The 15976-nt window shown below is 47.9% G+C and carries 14 protein-coding genes; 10 read left to right on the forward strand and 4 right to left on the reverse strand.

Annotation, left to right across the window (positions count from 1 at the left end):
- Both AC4GL5_RS17160 and AC4GL5_RS17165 read left to right on the forward strand, forming a co-directional pair.
- A partial coding sequence (locus AC4GL5_RS17160; RefSeq protein WP_490384026.1) for a branched-chain amino acid transport system II carrier protein occupies nt 1–215 on the forward strand: 215 nt, incomplete at its 5' end.
- A 228-nt stretch (nt 216–443) separates the two neighbouring features.
- Nucleotides 444–1652 carry a YbfB/YjiJ family MFS transporter gene (locus AC4GL5_RS17165; RefSeq protein WP_490384027.1) on the forward strand — a complete coding sequence of 403 codons (1209 nt, stop codon included), beginning with the start codon at nt 444–446 and terminating at the stop codon, nt 1650–1652.
- A 37-nt stretch (nt 1653–1689) separates the two neighbouring features.
- On the opposite strand, the gene AC4GL5_RS17170 is transcribed toward AC4GL5_RS17165, so the two are convergent.
- Nucleotides 1690–1980: a hypothetical protein gene (locus AC4GL5_RS17170; protein ID WP_490384028.1), complete on the reverse strand. Its 291-nt coding sequence runs from the start codon at nt 1978–1980 to the stop codon at nt 1690–1692.
- Between the two features lie 307 nt (nt 1981–2287).
- Here AC4GL5_RS17170 and AC4GL5_RS17175 point away from each other — a divergent pair, with 307 nt between their 5' ends.
- Together AC4GL5_RS17175 and AC4GL5_RS17180 are read left to right on the forward strand one after the other, a co-directional pair.
- Complete coding sequence (locus tag AC4GL5_RS17175) at nt 2288–4240, forward strand: sensor histidine kinase (RefSeq protein WP_490384029.1); 1953 nt, start codon at nt 2288–2290, stop codon at nt 4238–4240.
- A 78-nt stretch (nt 4241–4318) separates the two neighbouring features.
- Nucleotides 4319–5053 carry a response regulator transcription factor gene (locus AC4GL5_RS17180; protein ID WP_490384030.1) on the forward strand — a complete coding sequence of 245 codons (735 nt, stop codon included), beginning with the start codon at nt 4319–4321 and terminating at the stop codon, nt 5051–5053.
- Nucleotides 5054–5058: 5 nt separating this feature from the next.
- Here AC4GL5_RS17180 and AC4GL5_RS17185 read toward each other — a convergent pair whose 3' ends face one another.
- A complete protein-coding gene (locus tag AC4GL5_RS17185) occupies nt 5059–5988 on the reverse strand; it encodes a LysR family transcriptional regulator (protein WP_490384031.1) in 930 nt (309 codons plus the stop codon).
- Nucleotides 5989–6115: 127 nt separating this feature from the next.
- On the opposite strand from AC4GL5_RS17185, the gene AC4GL5_RS17190 reads away from it, so the two are divergent.
- Nucleotides 6116–7180 carry an NAD(P)H-dependent flavin oxidoreductase gene (locus tag AC4GL5_RS17190; protein WP_490384032.1) on the forward strand — a complete coding sequence of 355 codons (1065 nt, stop codon included), beginning with the start codon at nt 6116–6118 and terminating at the stop codon, nt 7178–7180.
- 35 nt (nt 7181–7215) lie between these two features.
- Here AC4GL5_RS17190 and AC4GL5_RS17195 read toward each other — a convergent pair whose 3' ends face one another.
- Entirely contained in the window at nt 7216–7629 is a 414-nt protein-coding gene (locus AC4GL5_RS17195; RefSeq protein ID WP_490384033.1) for a thiol-disulfide oxidoreductase DCC family protein, read from the reverse strand.
- Between the two features lie 284 nt (nt 7630–7913).
- Between AC4GL5_RS17195 and AC4GL5_RS17200 the strand changes: the two genes are divergently transcribed.
- On the forward strand, nt 7914–8897 hold the full coding sequence (locus AC4GL5_RS17200) for a DMT family transporter (RefSeq protein ID WP_490384034.1): 984 nt from the start codon (nt 7914–7916) through the stop codon (nt 8895–8897).
- Between the two features lie 110 nt (nt 8898–9007).
- Here AC4GL5_RS17200 and AC4GL5_RS17205 read toward each other — a convergent pair whose 3' ends face one another.
- Complete coding sequence (locus AC4GL5_RS17205; RefSeq protein WP_490384035.1) at nt 9008–9493, reverse strand: Lrp/AsnC family transcriptional regulator; 486 nt, start codon at nt 9491–9493, stop codon at nt 9008–9010.
- Between the two features lie 302 nt (nt 9494–9795).
- Between AC4GL5_RS17205 and AC4GL5_RS17210 the strand changes: the two genes are divergently transcribed.
- The 4 genes from AC4GL5_RS17210 to AC4GL5_RS17225 all read left to right on the forward strand — a co-directional run.
- Nucleotides 9796–12411, forward strand: coding sequence for a putative bifunctional diguanylate cyclase/phosphodiesterase (locus tag AC4GL5_RS17210; protein ID WP_490384036.1), 2616 nt, complete (start codon nt 9796–9798; stop codon nt 12409–12411).
- A 219-nt stretch (nt 12412–12630) separates the two neighbouring features.
- On the forward strand, nt 12631–14487 hold the full coding sequence (locus tag AC4GL5_RS17215; RefSeq protein ID WP_490384037.1) for a putative bifunctional diguanylate cyclase/phosphodiesterase: 1857 nt from the start codon (nt 12631–12633) through the stop codon (nt 14485–14487).
- 389 nt (nt 14488–14876) lie between these two features.
- Nucleotides 14877–15380 carry a hypothetical protein gene (locus tag AC4GL5_RS17220; protein ID WP_490384038.1) on the forward strand — a complete coding sequence of 168 codons (504 nt, stop codon included), beginning with the start codon at nt 14877–14879 and terminating at the stop codon, nt 15378–15380.
- 92 nt (nt 15381–15472) lie between these two features.
- Nucleotides 15473–15976, forward strand: a 504-nt coding sequence (locus AC4GL5_RS17225; RefSeq protein ID WP_490384039.1) for a YaeQ family protein, incomplete at its 3' end; no start/stop codon positions are given.

Raw genomic sequence — 15976 nt, forward strand, 5'->3', positions numbered from 1 at the left:
AGATTGGTATGAAAAAACCGGCCCTGGCGCTGACCCTGTCAGTTTCTTTGTTCTTTGGCGTGATTGAAGGACTTAAGGCCGCAGAGGTGAAGCTGCCGGATCTCAGTTTTATGCCGCTCTATGAGTTAGGGCTGGCCTGGGTTTTGCCGACTCTCTTGGTCCTGGTGTTCTTTGTGCTTATGGGATGCATGAGACCTCAGACTGTAACGTCTTAATGCGAACCATCAGTCCTTGGTTCAGCGGCTGGATATCTTAAATCCGGTAAGCGGTTAAAGCAGGGAAGCCCGTTTTGGTGTTGGCACTGAAACGGGCTTTTTGCCATCTGTAAAGGCGTTCCTCGGTGCGTTGCATCTTCTCCGGAGATTGAAGGTATCAGTTTAATTCATTTCTATTAATGTTCGGGCTGGCTTAAGGTGTGCTCTTCATATCTTAAGGAGTTTGCCATGGGGCAGGTACAGCGTTTTCAGGTGCTTTTGGCCGGTGTGTTCAGTCAGGTTATCTGTATCGGGATTGCACGGTTTTCCTATACCCCGTTGTTGCCGGTAATGCAGCAGCAGACCTGGATCGGGGATCTGGAAGGGGGCTGGCTGGCTGCGGTTAATTATGCCGGTTATATGGCAGGCGCTTTGCTGGCGGCCTCACTCAGTGATCTGCGGTTGAAGGACACCCTCTACCGCATCGGTTTGGTATTGGCTGTTGTGACGACGATCCTGATGGCGTCAACGGAAAACTTCTGGCTGTGGGTTCTGCTGCGTTTCTTTTCGGGTCTGAGTAGTGCTGGCTCAATGCTGATTGCGTCTGCACTGATTCTGAACTGGTTGATCCGCCATGGACATCGCAGTGAATTGGGTATTCATTTTGCCGGTGTGGGCATGGGTATCATGGTCGCTGCTCTTTTTGTGGAACTTATGCTTCAACTGGGTCAGAGCTGGCAGCATCAATGGTTGTGGTTTGGTGCTCTGGCTACGGTGCTGGCAGTGCCGGCATGGCGTTGGTTGCCTAAGCCTGATCTGACACCGATACCGGCAGGTAACAAAAATATGCAGGATATCCCGCCCACCAGAAAGTTTATGTGGCTCATGCTGACTGCCTATTTTTGTGCCGGCTATGGCTATGTGATTAGCGCAACCTTTATTGTCACGATTGTTGAGCGGATTCCTCAGTTAACAGGAATGGGGGCACTGACCTTTGCCGTGGTCGGTCTGGCAGCAGCGCCTGCCGTGATGAATTGGGATCTGATTGCCCGCCGGGTCGGGTATCTGAATGCATTGATTATGGCGTATAGCCTGCAGATTGCTGGCATTATTCTGCCAACGTTTTTTCATTCACTTGAAGTGGCTCTCTTCAGTGCTTTGCTCTTTGGCGGAACCTTTATCGGTTGTGTGAGCCTGGTTCTGACCATGGCGGGGCGATTGTATCCGTCTAAGCCTGCGAAGCTTATGGGTAAAATGACACTGTCCTATGGTGCCGCTCAGATGATTGCTCCTGCTTTGACGGGGATACTGGCTGAGCAGACGGGGCATTATGATATAGGCCTCTGGCTGGCAGGGGGCTTTGTTGCGGTGGGAACCTTGCTGATTATTTGGCTGAAACTAACAGATGCAACGGCCCAGATCTTAGATGATAGCGGGCGTCTTCAGGCTGCCAATTAAGGCGGTTAGGGTTTACTAAACCTGCTGGTCGCCTTAATCAGGCAACCAGTTGGTTTAGCATCAGGTGGATTTGAGGCCTTACATTGTCTGGAATGTGCCGTCCGATATTGTTGACGAGTTCTTGCTGCTCCTTCTTTGGCAGGTTGCAGCGGCACTGTTGCAGCCAGTGTTCGCCAACAGGCGTTTCATCCATACAGTGGTAGGCGATCGCAAGGTAGGGAAGAACCTGAGGGTTTTTGTTGATCAGCCAGAGATCCATGGCGCTTTCTTTCAGAAACCAAAACTGTCCATCCTTCAACAGTTGGTTAAGATAGCCTGAAATGGTCATTTTATTACGCTCTGTTTAATGAGGTCTATTATATTCTGGTAAAGAGAGCGAGGCTTGTCACGCGTCAGAAACTGACCGATTCTGACTCCGATTTTACCAGCGTAGTGCCCTTGGGCTAAAGCTGCTAGCATTCCCCTCCTTCAATTCTCTCCTGCAGGATGTGTGCGTGTTCTTCTCATCATTATTAAGCCGCTTAACTTGTGTGGCATGGCTGTTTTTTCCTGTACTGGTAATCTTTTTTTTAACGACCAGCCAGGCTTTAGGCAATCCTTCGGATTTTTCGTCTGGTGGCCCGGGCAGGTCAGAGGTGCAATTTGACTGGCTGGATAATCCCGGTGAAATTTTCGAACTCCAGGAGGTGCTTGACCGCTATGAGCATGGTGCTTTTCGGTCTCTGTCAGGCTCATTAAGTCGAGGATACACGCTGTCCAGCTCCTGGCTCAGCCTTAACATAACCGATGAGCAACTCCGTATATTTGATTATCTTTGGATGTCGCCATCTCAGCTGAATGAGGTTGACCTCTATTATCAGGTGGGTACCGATTCTGATAAGGCGGGGAGTTATCAGAAAGTTGCTTTGGGGGATCACGCCGCAAGTGAGAAGAAACCCTATCTGCACTTTCGCATGATATTTCCGTTGAAAAATATTCGTGCTTATCAGGTCGACCCTGCTTTTCGGGCGCTGGGTGAGTATCGGGTTTTTATTCGGGTAAAAACCAACAGTACCCATGCCTTGAATGCATTGTTGTTAACTGATGCAGCGATGGTAAGGGACAGCAATCAATATCTTTTCTTCTACGCCGGATTTTCAGCGATAGCCTTTATTCTCGCGGCGTTCTCGATGTTTGTGGCCTATCGGCTTAGAGATAAAGTTTACCTTTGGTATGCCTGCTACCTCTTTGCCATCTTGGCTTCCAGCATGCCGATAACCGGTGTCTTTTTTATTGTGTTTAATGATGTGCCTCCTTATCTTTCCGATATTTTCAGTGGGGCGGGTACCGGTTTAGGTTTCCTTTGTTTCAGCATGCTCTGTATTCACCTTTTGTCTGAGGGTGAAAAAGGCTTAAGCCCATGGGTCAAAGGCTATCTTAGGCTGACCATGTTGCTGGGCGGGGTTATGGCTCTTTCATCGCCTTTTGACTTGTATTCATACATGGGAGGGCTTGTCGGTGCTAATGCGATTTTTTACTCATTAGTACTTATGATCTGCTTTGCCTTAAGACTTAAAGCTGCGGAGGCTAAAGAGTGGTTTGTTTTTTCTGCACTTTTTCTCACAGTAACGGGGGCGTTAATTAACTCGGGACGTCTTTTGGGGTGGTTGCCGGAAAATCTATTTACCATCCATATTTTCCAATTCACTTCGGTGCTGCATATGCTGTTGCTGAATCAGGCTTTTGCTGAGCGTGTGATGTCTGCAGAAAAAAAAGCGCTCAAATCTGCCCGCCTCTCAGAGCAAAGAGCTAAAGAGGTTGCTGCCGGGATGAATCACGAGCTGATCAAGGTACTGGATCAGGAAAAGTCTCTGCGTATTGAGCAGGAGCGTTTTATCGATATGATCTCCCATGAATACAGGACGCCGCTTTCCATTCTGAAAACCAATCTGGAAATTCTTGAGTTAAAAGAGAAACCGGATTGGACAGGCCGACATAATTTACATGTGATGCAACAGGCTTCTGAGCGACTTCAGGAAGTTTTTGATAAGACAATAAAAGGGGCAAGTTGGAAACAGGCTTTGGCCTATCATCATGAGCGGAAGGAATTGGTGTCGCTGATGGACCACTTTGTTGATGAAGCCCATGTCATGTGGAACAGCATCCGACTGAGCTATACCGTCAATACACGACACCCTTGGTACAAGAACCTAGATGCTGCTTTGATGAAAACGGTGGTTTTCAATCTGATGGATAATGCCCGTAAATACAGCTCAGACCCCTTTGGTATAGAGATAGCTCTAACAGAGGCGGAAGATGGTGCTGGGCTGGTTTTTAGTGTGAGGAACCCTGTTTCTGGTGTGGTTGGTAAGTCAGGTAAGCAGCTGACAGAAAAATACACCCGGGGTGGTAATAGCGCCGGAACCAGTGGTCTTGGTTTGGGGCTTAATCTGGTTGAGCAGATTATTGATCAGCTGGGAGACCGGATAGAGCTGATCGAAAACAAAAATACCTTCGAAGCACGTATTACCCTAAGCGCGGTAGCTGTGCCTGATGAGGAGTTATCTTCTTGCGAGCATGGCTATAAACCTGATCATGGTAATCACTGACTGTTTGATTTTGATTTAGAGCGTCTAAGACGCAAGTTTGGTTGAATACGTTGTTTAGCCCAAGGAGAGCCGATAAGAATGAGTGCGTTTAATATATCTTCCCCGGTATCTGTTGTATTGGTGGAAGATGACCAGTTTTTGAGAGATAGTCTGGTGGAGTATCTTGGGCTTAAGGGGTTGTCTGTTAAAGGTACAGGCACTGCAGCGGGTTTTTATCAGTTGCTTGAGCAGGACGTTTTTCAGGTTGCGGTGATTGACCTTGGTTTGCCGGATGTCTCCGGTGAAGCCTTAGTTGATTTTGCCCGGAAAAATAGTGAAATGTCGTTGATCGTTATTACCGCAAATGATGGACTTAATTCACGGGTTAATTGCTACCAGTCCGGTGCAGACCTCTTTATGGGTAAACCCGTTGAGGGACAGGAGTTGGCTGCAGCTATTATCAGTCTTGCCGAACGCAACCGAAGCCGGATTGCTGGAGATCGATTAGACGGTGGCTCAGATATGGGGTGGCAGTTGAACTGTAAAAGCTGGTCTCTGATCACTCCGAATCAGGATGATATCGACTGCACCGTAAAAGAGTATCGATTGCTGTCGATGTTGGCGGAAACACCTTCTGAACCGGTCAGGCGTACCAAGCTTTTGATGGCGCTTTATGGGCGTGACGATGGCAGTGCTCAACGGGCGCTGGATACTCTAGTACGTCGCCTGCGACAGAAGATTCAACAATATTGGGATGATGAAGGCTCTCCCATCCGGACTGTCTATAGTGTGGGATATCTGTTTGCGGATGAGATTGTTGTTCATTCTGACTGACTGGCTTATAGCTGCTCGGTGTCAGTCATAGTCTTCTCGCTACGGGTTATAGCTGGCTTACGGGCCTGCAGGCGGATGACTAACTCCTTGATCCCCTGAAGTTTGCTGGACTGATAGTTTTTCCTCCAGATTAGCAGCGTTTTTACCTGGGAAAAGCGTTTTGGAAGTTCAAAGCGTTGAACGCTGGAGCCAATCAGCAGAACGTCCAAGACTGATTCAGGTATCACAGCGATACCGGTTCCTGCGGATACGCAGGCGGCCAGTGCATGATAGGAACTCATCTCCATGCAGTTTCTAGCGGTTGCATTCTCGCTGGCAAGCCAGTTCTCAAACATACGTCGGTAGGCGCAACCGCTTCGGAACGTGATCAGGTTCTCGTTCAGGGTATCGCTGGCTTTTTTGAAGCCTTTTCCCCGGGCCGCAATCAGTACCAGTTTTTCCTGGTGCGCTTCAAGACATTCGAATTCATCTGAAGTGACGGGTTCTCCGACAAAAGCGGCATCAAGGTCATATTGCTGTACCCGCTCTACCAGATTGGCTGTGGTATCGGTCACCAGGTCCAGTTGAACTTGTGGGTGTTTGGCATGGTAGGCCGCGAGTAATTTCGGAAGTCTTGCCGCTGCTGTGCTTTCCATAGAGCCGAGTCGAATCTGCCCCTGAGCGACACCACCCCTGAAAGCTGCTTCGGTATCCTCTGCTAATTGCAGAAGGCGATCAGCATAGCTAAGTAATAGGCTGCCTTCGGCAGTGAGTTCTAACCGACGATTGATACGATGAAAGAGCGTGACTTCCAGTCGTTCCTCAAGCTGCATCAAACGGGTACTAATATTGGATTGTACGCGATTCAGCTTCCGGGCCGCCCGTGTTACACCGCCTTCGATGGCAACGGTGCGGAAAATCTCCAGTGCATCCAGGTCCAGGTTATTTAAAGCCATCTCAATTCCTGATGATATGTTCTGTATTAATCATTTTTAATGATGCTGATGCTAGCATACTCTTCTTACTCTGTATAAACCGATATGAAGCGCCTGATGTGAGCGCTATATAAATGCAGGAGCGTTCATGGCTGAGCAGATACAAAAGGGGGCCGCTGAAGACTTGTTCTCAAGCCTTCGTTACCGGATATTGCAGGCACCTATGGCGGGGTCGCAGGATGGAGAGCTTGCTGCAGCCGTAAGTGATGCCGGCGGACTAGGAGCGCTGCCTTGCGCCATGCTTTCAGTTGAGCAGGTTATTCAACAGCTGGCGCTGGTGCGAGAGAAGAAGGGGCGTGCGATCAATGTTAATTTCTTCAGTCATACAGCGCCCGAGTATTCTGATAGGGATCAGGCGCATTGGTTGAGTACCTTGTCGCTTTACTATAAAGAGCTGAAGATAGATCCCGGTAATATTGCTGGTGGTCCGGGGCGGCAGCCTTTTTCGCGAGATTATCTGGATGCTATAGCTCCTTTCAAACCTGAATTGGTGAGTTTCCATTTTGGCCTGCCGGACCAGTCTCTGATGGCCGAGATCAAAGCTTGGGGTGGCTTAATTGCATCCTCAGCTACCACGATCAGAGAAGGTCTATGGCTGCAGGCTAGGGGGGCTGATCTTGTGATCGCTCAGGGATTGGAAGCCGGGGGACATCGGGGCCATTTTTTACGTTCAGATCTTGAAGAGCAATTACCGACCAAGGCATTGCTCACAGGCTTGATTGAGGTGCTTGATATTCCCGTTGTTGCTGCAGGTGGGCTCTCAACACCGCAACAGGTGGATGAGATGCTTCAGCTGGGGGCGGTAGCTGTCCAGATCGGTACGGGGTTCCTGCTGACACCGGAAGCTAAAACATCTCCGCTCCATCGCAAAGCCCTGAAAACCAAGATGTCTGAAGAAACGGTTATAACTAACGTATTCTCCGGCCGACCTGCCCGAGGAATGATGAATCGACTGATGAGAGAGCAGGGCCCAATGTCTGATAAGGTGCCTGCTTTTCCATTGGCAAGTACGGCCATTGCGCCTTTACGCGCTGCCGCTGAGAAACAGGGATGCTGGGATTTCTCGCCTCTTTGGGCTGGCGAAGGTGCTGTTGAGTGTCAGGAAAAGCCGGTAGGCGAGCTGATCCGTTGGTTTGCCGGAGATATGGCCTAGCTGATAATCCGGTGCTAACAGGTCGTTGACCGTTATCATCGAATGCAGCGATCGCAGGTTTGCCGCTGTAATCGGGGCCTGATTTTGGCAAAGCCTGCGTATAGATGATCAAACACAGGCTTAAGAAGGGGCCAGCCAGTTGGTGCCATCAGCCAACCAAGTCCTATTTCGCGATAGATCATCCTTGTCGCGTCCATGGCTGTCCACCATTGTCCGTTTGAGTCTCTCAGATGAAGTGCTTTCATCAGTGTCGAGAGGCTTTTTCCTGTGCTCTTTGGGTTAAAGGTTGTATCACTGATATCGATAAAAGCAAGTTGATAACCTTTCTTCTTACAGCGCATCTTTAACCAGTTGACCTCTTTACGACAGAGCGGGCAGGCACCGTCATAGTAGAGGGTGAAGTTGTTTTCCGGTTCCGTTTTGAGGAGAGGCTGATCGGTATTAAGCATGGAGACTCCATCGATATTGGCTGCTCTTGCTTTTCTCTTACGTGGAATATAGCGGCTTAGTTTGCTTTATATTGCCGTGGTTTTTTTGAGTTTATCCACTTTTTATTGGTTTTATATTGGTGTTTGTTGCCTTATTTTAAATAATTGTTGGTGAAATAAAATATTATCTAAGTTTTTTTGCCTGTCTTTGATCACTCCTGCTAACCGGATTCCGAGACAATGTTGTGACAATAACAATGTCTCGGATCAGGTCGTGAGCCTGACCTCTATATCAGGAAGTGATTATGTCTGCTGATACTTTAACCCATTCAAATAAGACTGCCATTCAAAACAATCGGGCTTCAAAAGCCTCTGTACTGGAGGTGGCATCCCTTGATATGCCTTTGGCCCAGAAAATGCTGGGGCTTGTTGCAGCTCTTATGATGGTGCTCGTCTGGTCCGGCTATTTTCTGTCACTGCGGTCCGGGGCAGTCACTGCTATCACGACCTATGAGATCGCCCTGCTGCGTTTTGGCCTGCCGGGTTTGATCCTCCTGCCCATTTTCGTTCGCAATTTTTCGGGTATTTGTCGTGTACCCAGGATCTATCTGCTCGGGCTGGTGATTGGCGGCGGTCTTCCATTTTTTTGGTTAGGTGCTTTAGGTATGGAATTGGGGCAGGTGGCAGAGGGCAGTACTCTGATTCCTGGTGTCGCACCGCTTTTTGTTACTACGATGGCGGTACTCATTTTTAATCAACCTCTCTCAGGTTGGCGCCTGGTAGGGCTGCTGCTGATCTTTTCCGGGGTGATCGCTTTTGTAGCGAACTCGGTGGCGGGTAATACTGAAGTCAGTGCTATCGTTTTTTTTCTGGTTGCCAGTTTTTTCTGGGCGCTATTCGCGCTGTCGATTCGTCAGTGTGGATTGTCGCCATTGATAGCGGCATCAACAGTGGCAGTACCGACAGCTGGTGTGTTGCTGCTGGTGGGTATTGTGGTACAGCCGGAATTCGGTTGGTTTGAGTTGACGTTGCAGCAACAAATTGGGCAGTTAGTCGCGCAAGGGTTGGGTGCAGGGCTCGCTTCGGGACTTCTGTTTGCTTATGCGATCAGTCGTCTTGGCGCTGAAGTAACGTCAGCCATCGGTTCTCTAACTCCTGTTGCTGCTTCAGTAATTGCCTATTTCTGGTTCAGTGAAGCGGTAACGCTGATGGTCGTTGTGGGGATTGCTCTAATCAGTCTTGGGGTGGTGCTGGCCAGCGGATTCATTAGGGGGCGGTTGTCGGAATAATCCTGTTTTAAAGATAAACGCTTTTTTATCGCTGAGCATTGCTTCTTCCTGATGCAGTGCTCAGTTGGTTCTGCCGCGATTTCCGACATGTCTGAACCGGCGGGTATGGTTTAGCTCAGGTGGTGGAGTGGTAGTTCTGTCCGTGTTTTAACCTGACGCAGAACAAAGCTTGTCCGTATGCTGGTAACACCTTCAATCCGGTTTAATTCATTCAATAGAAAGTGTTCATAGTAGGCCATATCTGGCATGACCACTTTTAGCATAAAGTCAGCATCACTCCCTGTAATCAGGGCGCATTCCAGTACTTCATCATAATTCAGAATTTTCCGTTCAAAGTTTTCCAGTCGTTCCGGAATCTGGCATTCCAGGCAAACCTGAACGTAGATGGTGAGGTCCAAACCTAAAGCGCTTTGGTTCAGCAGAGTGACTTGACGGTTGATGATGCCCACATCTTCCAGGAGTTTTACTCGTCGGGCGCAGGGGGAGGGGGATAGACCGATCTGCTCTGCCAGTTCAAGGTTGCTGATGTTGGCGTTTCTTTGCAAAACCTCAAGGATTCGACGGTCAATGCGGTCAAACTGTTTTGTTTTATGCATAACAAACCATTTTATTGTTGGGATAGTAGCAGTCAGCGTTAGCTGATTAGGGATATTTAGTTTTTATTATTGTTACTCGCTTATTTTAAAGGTTTTCCGGCTTGCTGGCTGTATCTGAAACTTTTTTAATCTGTCAAAAAAGCCTTTTTAATTAGCAGTTGAGAATAACCTATAACCAATGGTGAAGAGCTTGCATAAGCATTGAGCTGTATCATCAGGGATTGCTTTAACCCCTGTTTTAATGGATGCGCCCTGTTTATATATTCCGTAACCTCGACCTGAGGTCGCCAGAGAGCAAGTGAATGCCGTTACATCGTAAAATAATCCGCTTTATCCGAACGCTTAGGGGCTATGTGCTCATCTCCATCATGGCGGTGTCCATGGTGGTTTTTTTCAGTGTTACGCTAACGACGACTCTGCTTTATGAGGACGTCATTCAGCGTCAGGCTGCTCAAACGTCTGAAAGTATTGCGCAGAGTACCTTTAACAGCATGTTTCAGGTGATGCGACAGGGATGGACGCGTGAGGATCTGGAGGTCTTTCTTGCAGAGACCAAGGACTCATTTTCCGGCACTCCTTTCGAGATTGAGATTTACAGAGGCGCGCGTGTAGAAGCGCTATATGGGGCTATTGATCAGCCCGAGCCCGATGCTGAAATTCAAAGGACCTTTCAGGATGGTGAGCATCACCTGAGCGGTGCCGACAATATTATCCGCCGCCTGTATCCCCTGAAAGCCCGGGGCGAATGTCTGCAGTGCCATACAAATGTTGAGGTGGGGGATGTTCTGGGGGTTATCGAGATCACTCAGGACCTTCGCCCCTTCAGTCACGACATCCGCCAGAATTACATCGCCCTTTTTATTATTGCAGCGATGTTGATTATTTTTGCTGCCCTTGCGATCTCGGCATCAATCTCGGTGCGGATTAAGCAATCCATGCAGCGTTTTAAGAACCAGTTAAAGGATGTGAACTCAGTAAAAGATTTCCGTGAGCTGGATACAAAGAAAGTCGATTTTTATTTTGACGAATTCAACAAGGCTTTTCTGCATGTAGGCTCTCTGATGGAGAAGCTGAAAGATGTGGCCGTGGACAAGGATATTCTGGAATTTGAGATTCGCCTGCTGAGTAAGTTTATTATCACATCGGATGTCGTCAGGGACTGGCGGGATTTTATTAAAGATCTTTTGGTGGATATTAATACCATCATTCAGGCACATACTCTGGTTACCATTTTTCAGGTCGATGATGAAGGCTATGAGTTGGAGGTTTTCTGGTATCAGGATGTGCCGGAAGAGACCCGAAAAGCATTTGAACAGTTTCTCAGAACGAACATTGAAGGCGACGAGCATTTCCACAAAGGGGCGGTCATTCTGAGTATTGCTCACCATGTGTCCCATCCGGAGCCTGAAACCCTTGGTTTGCGTCCGATAACGCCGAAAGATATTGAGCTACAGACCAAGTCTCTGCTGCTTGAAACACCAAAGATTGGCGGTGTCGTGGGGATCGGTGTTCAGTCGGACCTGGCCAGAGATCCGATTCGCCATATTGTGATCGATGGCATACTGACAACGCTGCTGAACCTGGTTGGTTCGGTGAAAGCGATCTACAAGTACACCCAGGATCTGGAGTTTTATGCGACCAGAGATCCTCTGACCAGTTTACACAACCAGCGTATGTTTAAAGAGTTGCTGGGCTATGAGGTGGGGCGTGCCAGTCGACATAAAGACAGCTTCGGGCTGCTGATGCTGGATCTTGATAATTTCAAAACTGTTAATGATCGTTTTGGTCATGCCTATGGCGATCAGTTTTTGCAGGCTTTTGCCCAGGTTCTGGAAGACTCTATTCGGCCTGGTGACTTTCTTGCCCGATATGGCGGTGATGAGTTTACTATTATTCTGCCGGAAGCTTCTCAGGAACAGGCTTTTTCAGTCGCTCAACGGATTAAGCGGGCTGTCGAAAAAATGAATTTACGCTCACCTGATGGTGAGTCGATGCATGCGACCAGTTCCATCGGTGTTGCTATTTATCCGGACCACGCAAAAAATCCGAGAGATCTTTTCCTGCTGGCCGATAACATGATGTACAAGGCGAAGCGTCTTGGTCGTAATAGCATTGCAGTGCCGGATGATGATGAAGTGGCTGAGGTTTATAAAGAAGCCGGAGCCAAGAATATTATGGTACTGAATGCTCTTGAAGAAGAGCGTATCGTGCCCTACTTCCAGCCCATTGTTGACGCCAAGACCGGTGATGTTGAAATTCATGAGCTGCTGATGCGTATTGAAATGGACCATCGGATTGTACCGGCCGGAGAGTTTATTGATATCGCGGAAGGTATTGGAGTTGTCCATAAGATGGACTATATGCTGATCGAAAAAGCGTTTGATCAGATGGTTGAGCAAGGTTACAAGGGTAAGCTGTTTGTTAACCTTTCTCCTAAGTCTCTGATTGTCAGTGAGTTTATCGGTCGTATTCATCAGCTGGCGCTGGATAAGAATATCGCTCCGGAGCGTATTGTTTTTGAGCTGACTGAACGTGAAACGGTCAGTAACCTGAATTTGCTGGAGAAGTTTGTATTGGATCTGAAGTTAGAGGGCTTCAATTTTGCGATTGATGATTTCGGTTCCGGTTTTTCCTCATTCCATTACATCAAGCATTTTCCTATTGATGTGATCAAAATTGAGGGCGAATTTATCCGTAATATGCTCAATGATGACAAATACATGGCGTTTGTTAAGAGTATTGTAACCTTGGCTCAGAGCCTGGGTATCAGGACTATCGCCGAGTTTATCGAAGATGAAGAGGTGATGGATAAAGTCTGTGAGCTGGGTATTGATTATGGTCAGGGATATTATCTTGGTCGTCCGGCAGAGGCTTTTGTTCAGCAATCCAGTCATTTGGTCTCTGAGGTTCACCTGTAAGCCGGTCTATATACTCAGCTTGTTTAGAGGGGCGTTGTGTCGCCCTTTGCTTGCAGTTGATGCCTCATAAGCCTACTGTTTTTCTTGCATTTTTAAGCGTACAATATTCTCTTTATTGATATATGGTAAATATCTCTTCTTGATAGCCGTATTCAGAAGGTAGAAGAAAATTTTGCTTCAAGGATGTCATCGAACTACCGCTCAGATGGGAGAGTATGAATGGATGCAGAAATTCCTACAGTAGGTAAAGGTATTGTGGATTACAGTGGTTTAAGCCGGGAAGAGCTTGAGCAGCAGCTCAAAGAACATGTTCAGGAAGCCGATAAGGTCCGGAACCATCTTAAAAGCGAAGTTCGGCGACACAGAGATACCTCTGCCAGGCTCAATCTGATCAGCCGTGTTGTCGAGAATGCCCACTTTGCTGTGATGATTACTGATGCCGAACAGCATCTGGTTTATGTCAATGAAGCTTATACCCGCCTTACCGGTCTGAAATCAACCGATGTTGTAGGCCGAACACCTAAGGTGAATCAATCCGGTCGTCACGGTCCTGAGTTCTATCAGAAAATCTGGCGAGAGTTGAACCGCAAAGGCGTCTGGCGGGGTGAAGTCTGGGACCGCCGTCCGGATGGCAGCTTCTTTATGAAGTATCTGTCTATTGAAGTGGTTCGTGATGAAGCCGGTGAGGTGACTCACTACTTTGCTATTTTCAGCGACCTTTCCGAGCAGAAGCGCACAGAGGAAGAACTCGAGCGTCTGACTCATTATGACCCACTGACGGAACTGCCTAACCGTATTCTCTTCCGTAATCGGCTGGGTCACGAATTTAATATCTCCAACCGTCATGATTCCCGTACAGGGCTTCTGGTTCTTAATCTGGATCGTTTCCGAATGATCAACGATGCCTTTGGCTTTGCCATAGGTGATGAGCTTTTGGTTCAGGTCGCGGAGCGACTTAAGGGGCGGGTGCGTTCCACGGACTTACTGGCTCGGCAGGAAGACCGGTCGGAACGTGACTCGGATCTGATCTCCCGTATTGGCGGTGATGACTTCAGTTTTATTCTCAGTGAGCTGCGAGCTCCTGAGGACGCTAACGTTGTTGCCCGTCGGTTGTTAGCTGTTTTTGATGAGCCTTTTGATGTTGAAGGGGAAGAAGTTTTCCTTTCCGGAAGTATCGGCATCGCAGTGTACCCGGATAATGCCCGTAGCGAAGATGGCCTGATGCAATGTGCCGAAGCAGCCCTGAATCTGGTAAAGGCTGAGGGTAAGGGTGGGTATCGCTTCTTTTCCGAAGAACTCAATCGCAGCAGTGCTGAGCGGGTTCGTCTTGAGGCTCGCTTACACAGAGCTGTCGCCAATGAAGAGTTTGCTCTTTACTATCAGCCAAAGCTGGATTTTAAAACCAATACTGTGATTGGTATGGAGGCGCTGTTGCGTTGGCCTCAGGATGATGGCTCTATGGTTCCTCCTGGCAGTTTCATTCCGCTGACGGAGGATACTGGGTTGATTAACCCGATCGGCCGATGGATTATTCTGCAGGCCATGCAGGATACCTGCCGGATTAATCAGGAAACAGGCTTAAAGTTGCAGGTTGCTATCAACCTTTCGGTGCGTCAGTTTCTCAACCCTGGTGTTGTGGGTGTCATTCGTGAGGCGCTGCAGATTACAGGTATTGATCCCTCTCTGGTGGAGTTTGAGATCACCGAAAGCATGTTGATTGATAAGGTTGAAGATGCACGCCAGTCGATGGATAACCTTAGGGATTTGGGTGTCAAATTGGCGATCGACGACTTTGGAACTGGTTATTCGTCGCTTTCTTACCTTAAAGAGTTTCCGGTAAATACGATGAAGATTGACCGCTCTTTTATCGCACCTTTACAGAATGGGCCGGAAGCGGCGGCGATTGTCTCTGCGTTGGTCGCTTTGGGAAAAGCGATGGGTTTGACCGTGGTTGCTGAGGGTATTGAGAACCAGGAGCAACTGGAACTGGTCGCTTCATCGGGTTGTGATCTCGGGCAGGGTTTTCATATTGCCCTCCCTATGCCGCTTGAAGACCTGATTCGAACTTTTGAATAAGATCAAGAGCGATAGTGGCGATGTTGTTGTGTTTGCTCGGGCTCTCAGTTAGGCAGGTTTTTTATTTTTGATGACAGCTGCTCATGCTTGGCATGCAGCTGACTGCTTATTTCCTGAAATTCCTTTATCAGTAGCCCAAGTTTGTGTAGCTGGCTTTTGGATGCAGCTTGGCGTGACATTGTATTTCTCCTATTTTCTGATTTCCTGGTCATTGTTACGCGGGCTGAGTGTTTTAGGATCACCTTCTTTAGTAAATTTCTCCCTTATACAAAGTGTTCAAACAGTTGATAACATATACCTGATTGAGATCTTTAATGTTTGTCTCAACCCGAATAAAATCCTTTTTTAATAAGGGGTTATTTGAAATGCGTTATTGAGGGCTGTGAGTTATGAAGGAATATATCGGGCTTGGTATTGTTGTTTTTTCTCTGATTTTCGCAGTGAGTGCGGCCTTTATGGCTTGGCGATTAAAGAAACGTCTGGATTCGGCTAATTCCGTTGTTGCACTGGAGAAAACCCGCCGGGAAGAGCGGCGAAAAACCTATCAGGAGGTGATTGCTCAACTTGAGTATGCGATCACGTCTGTTACCAAGGGAGATCCTGAGTTGAGCAATCTATTTGATGATTTATCGCCGAAGTTGCACTTGCACGCTTCGGAAGAAGTAAACTCTAACTTTATTGAAGTTTGCCTTCTGCTGGAGAACTGGACCGCGATGACACAGGATGTAGAAAAAACATCTTTAGAGCTTCAGCGCCATCCGGATCAAGAAATGGTTCTTGAGCAGCGTATATCGGAACAGAAAAAGCAATCTCAGGATGCTTATCAGTTGTTTAAACACAAGTTTAATAAGCTGGCGACAATGATGCGTAAGGAGATGAGTGAGGTACTGTGATATTTTGTTCTGCGATCAGGGCTGTGGCTTGAGCTTTACCGCACATCACCGTATATTCGCATCCATCATTCTATTACAGATAGGGACGCCAAATGGCTCTGAAATCAACCGTTTATAAAGCAACGGTGAACCTTGCTGATATGGATCGGGGTGTCTACCTTGATCAGTCACTAACACTTGCCCAACACCCTTCCGAAACTGATGAGCGCATGATGTTGCGTATTCTTGCATGGACGCTTAATGCAGTTGATGGTCTCGAGTTTACTAAGGGGCTTTGCGTTGACGACGAGCCGGAAATCTGGAAGAAAAACTATTCTGACGAGATTGAACTCTGGATAGAGTTAGGTAACCCGGACGAGAAGTGGCTGCGTAAAGCCTCCTCTCGTGCTCAACATGTCATTCTATACACTTATGGCGATAATTCGGCTCCTGTCTGGTGGCGGCAGAATAAGAGTAAACTGTCCCGTTTTGATAATCTTCAGGTATGGAATATCTGTGATGTCGTTATCGAGCAGTTGGCGCAGATGACTGAGCGTACTATGCAGATTCAGGTGACTATTCAGGATGGAACCGCTTGGTTTAATTGTGGCGATCTG

Source organism: Oceanospirillum sp. (assembly GCF_982874595.1).

What these genes read in the sequence shown, in the direction of transcription:
- AC4GL5_RS17170 (WP_490384028.1), bottom strand. Translation starts at nt 1,980, where the DNA reads ATGACCATTTCAGGCTATCTTAACCAACTGTTGAAGGATGGACAGTTT.
- AC4GL5_RS17205 (WP_490384035.1), bottom strand. Translation starts at nt 9,493, where the DNA reads ATGCATAAAACAAAACAGTTTGACCGCATTGACCGTCGAATCCTTGAG.
- AC4GL5_RS17195 (WP_490384033.1), bottom strand. Translation starts at nt 7,629, where the DNA reads ATGCTTAATACCGATCAGCCTCTCCTCAAAACGGAACCGGAAAACAAC.
- AC4GL5_RS17190 (WP_490384032.1), top strand. Translation starts at nt 6,116, where the DNA reads ATGGCTGAGCAGATACAAAAGGGGGCCGCTGAAGACTTGTTCTCAAGC.
- AC4GL5_RS17180 (WP_490384030.1), top strand. Translation starts at nt 4,319, where the DNA reads ATGAGTGCGTTTAATATATCTTCCCCGGTATCTGTTGTATTGGTGGAA.
- AC4GL5_RS17210 (WP_490384036.1), top strand. Translation starts at nt 9,796, where the DNA reads ATGCCGTTACATCGTAAAATAATCCGCTTTATCCGAACGCTTAGGGGC.
- AC4GL5_RS17165 (WP_490384027.1), top strand. Translation starts at nt 444, where the DNA reads ATGGGGCAGGTACAGCGTTTTCAGGTGCTTTTGGCCGGTGTGTTCAGT.
- AC4GL5_RS17220 (WP_490384038.1), top strand. Translation starts at nt 14,877, where the DNA reads ATGAAGGAATATATCGGGCTTGGTATTGTTGTTTTTTCTCTGATTTTC.
- AC4GL5_RS17185 (WP_490384031.1), bottom strand. Translation starts at nt 5,988, where the DNA reads ATGGCTTTAAATAACCTGGACCTGGATGCACTGGAGATTTTCCGCACC.
- AC4GL5_RS17200 (WP_490384034.1), top strand. Translation starts at nt 7,914, where the DNA reads ATGTCTGCTGATACTTTAACCCATTCAAATAAGACTGCCATTCAAAAC.
- AC4GL5_RS17215 (WP_490384037.1), top strand. Translation starts at nt 12,631, where the DNA reads ATGGATGCAGAAATTCCTACAGTAGGTAAAGGTATTGTGGATTACAGT.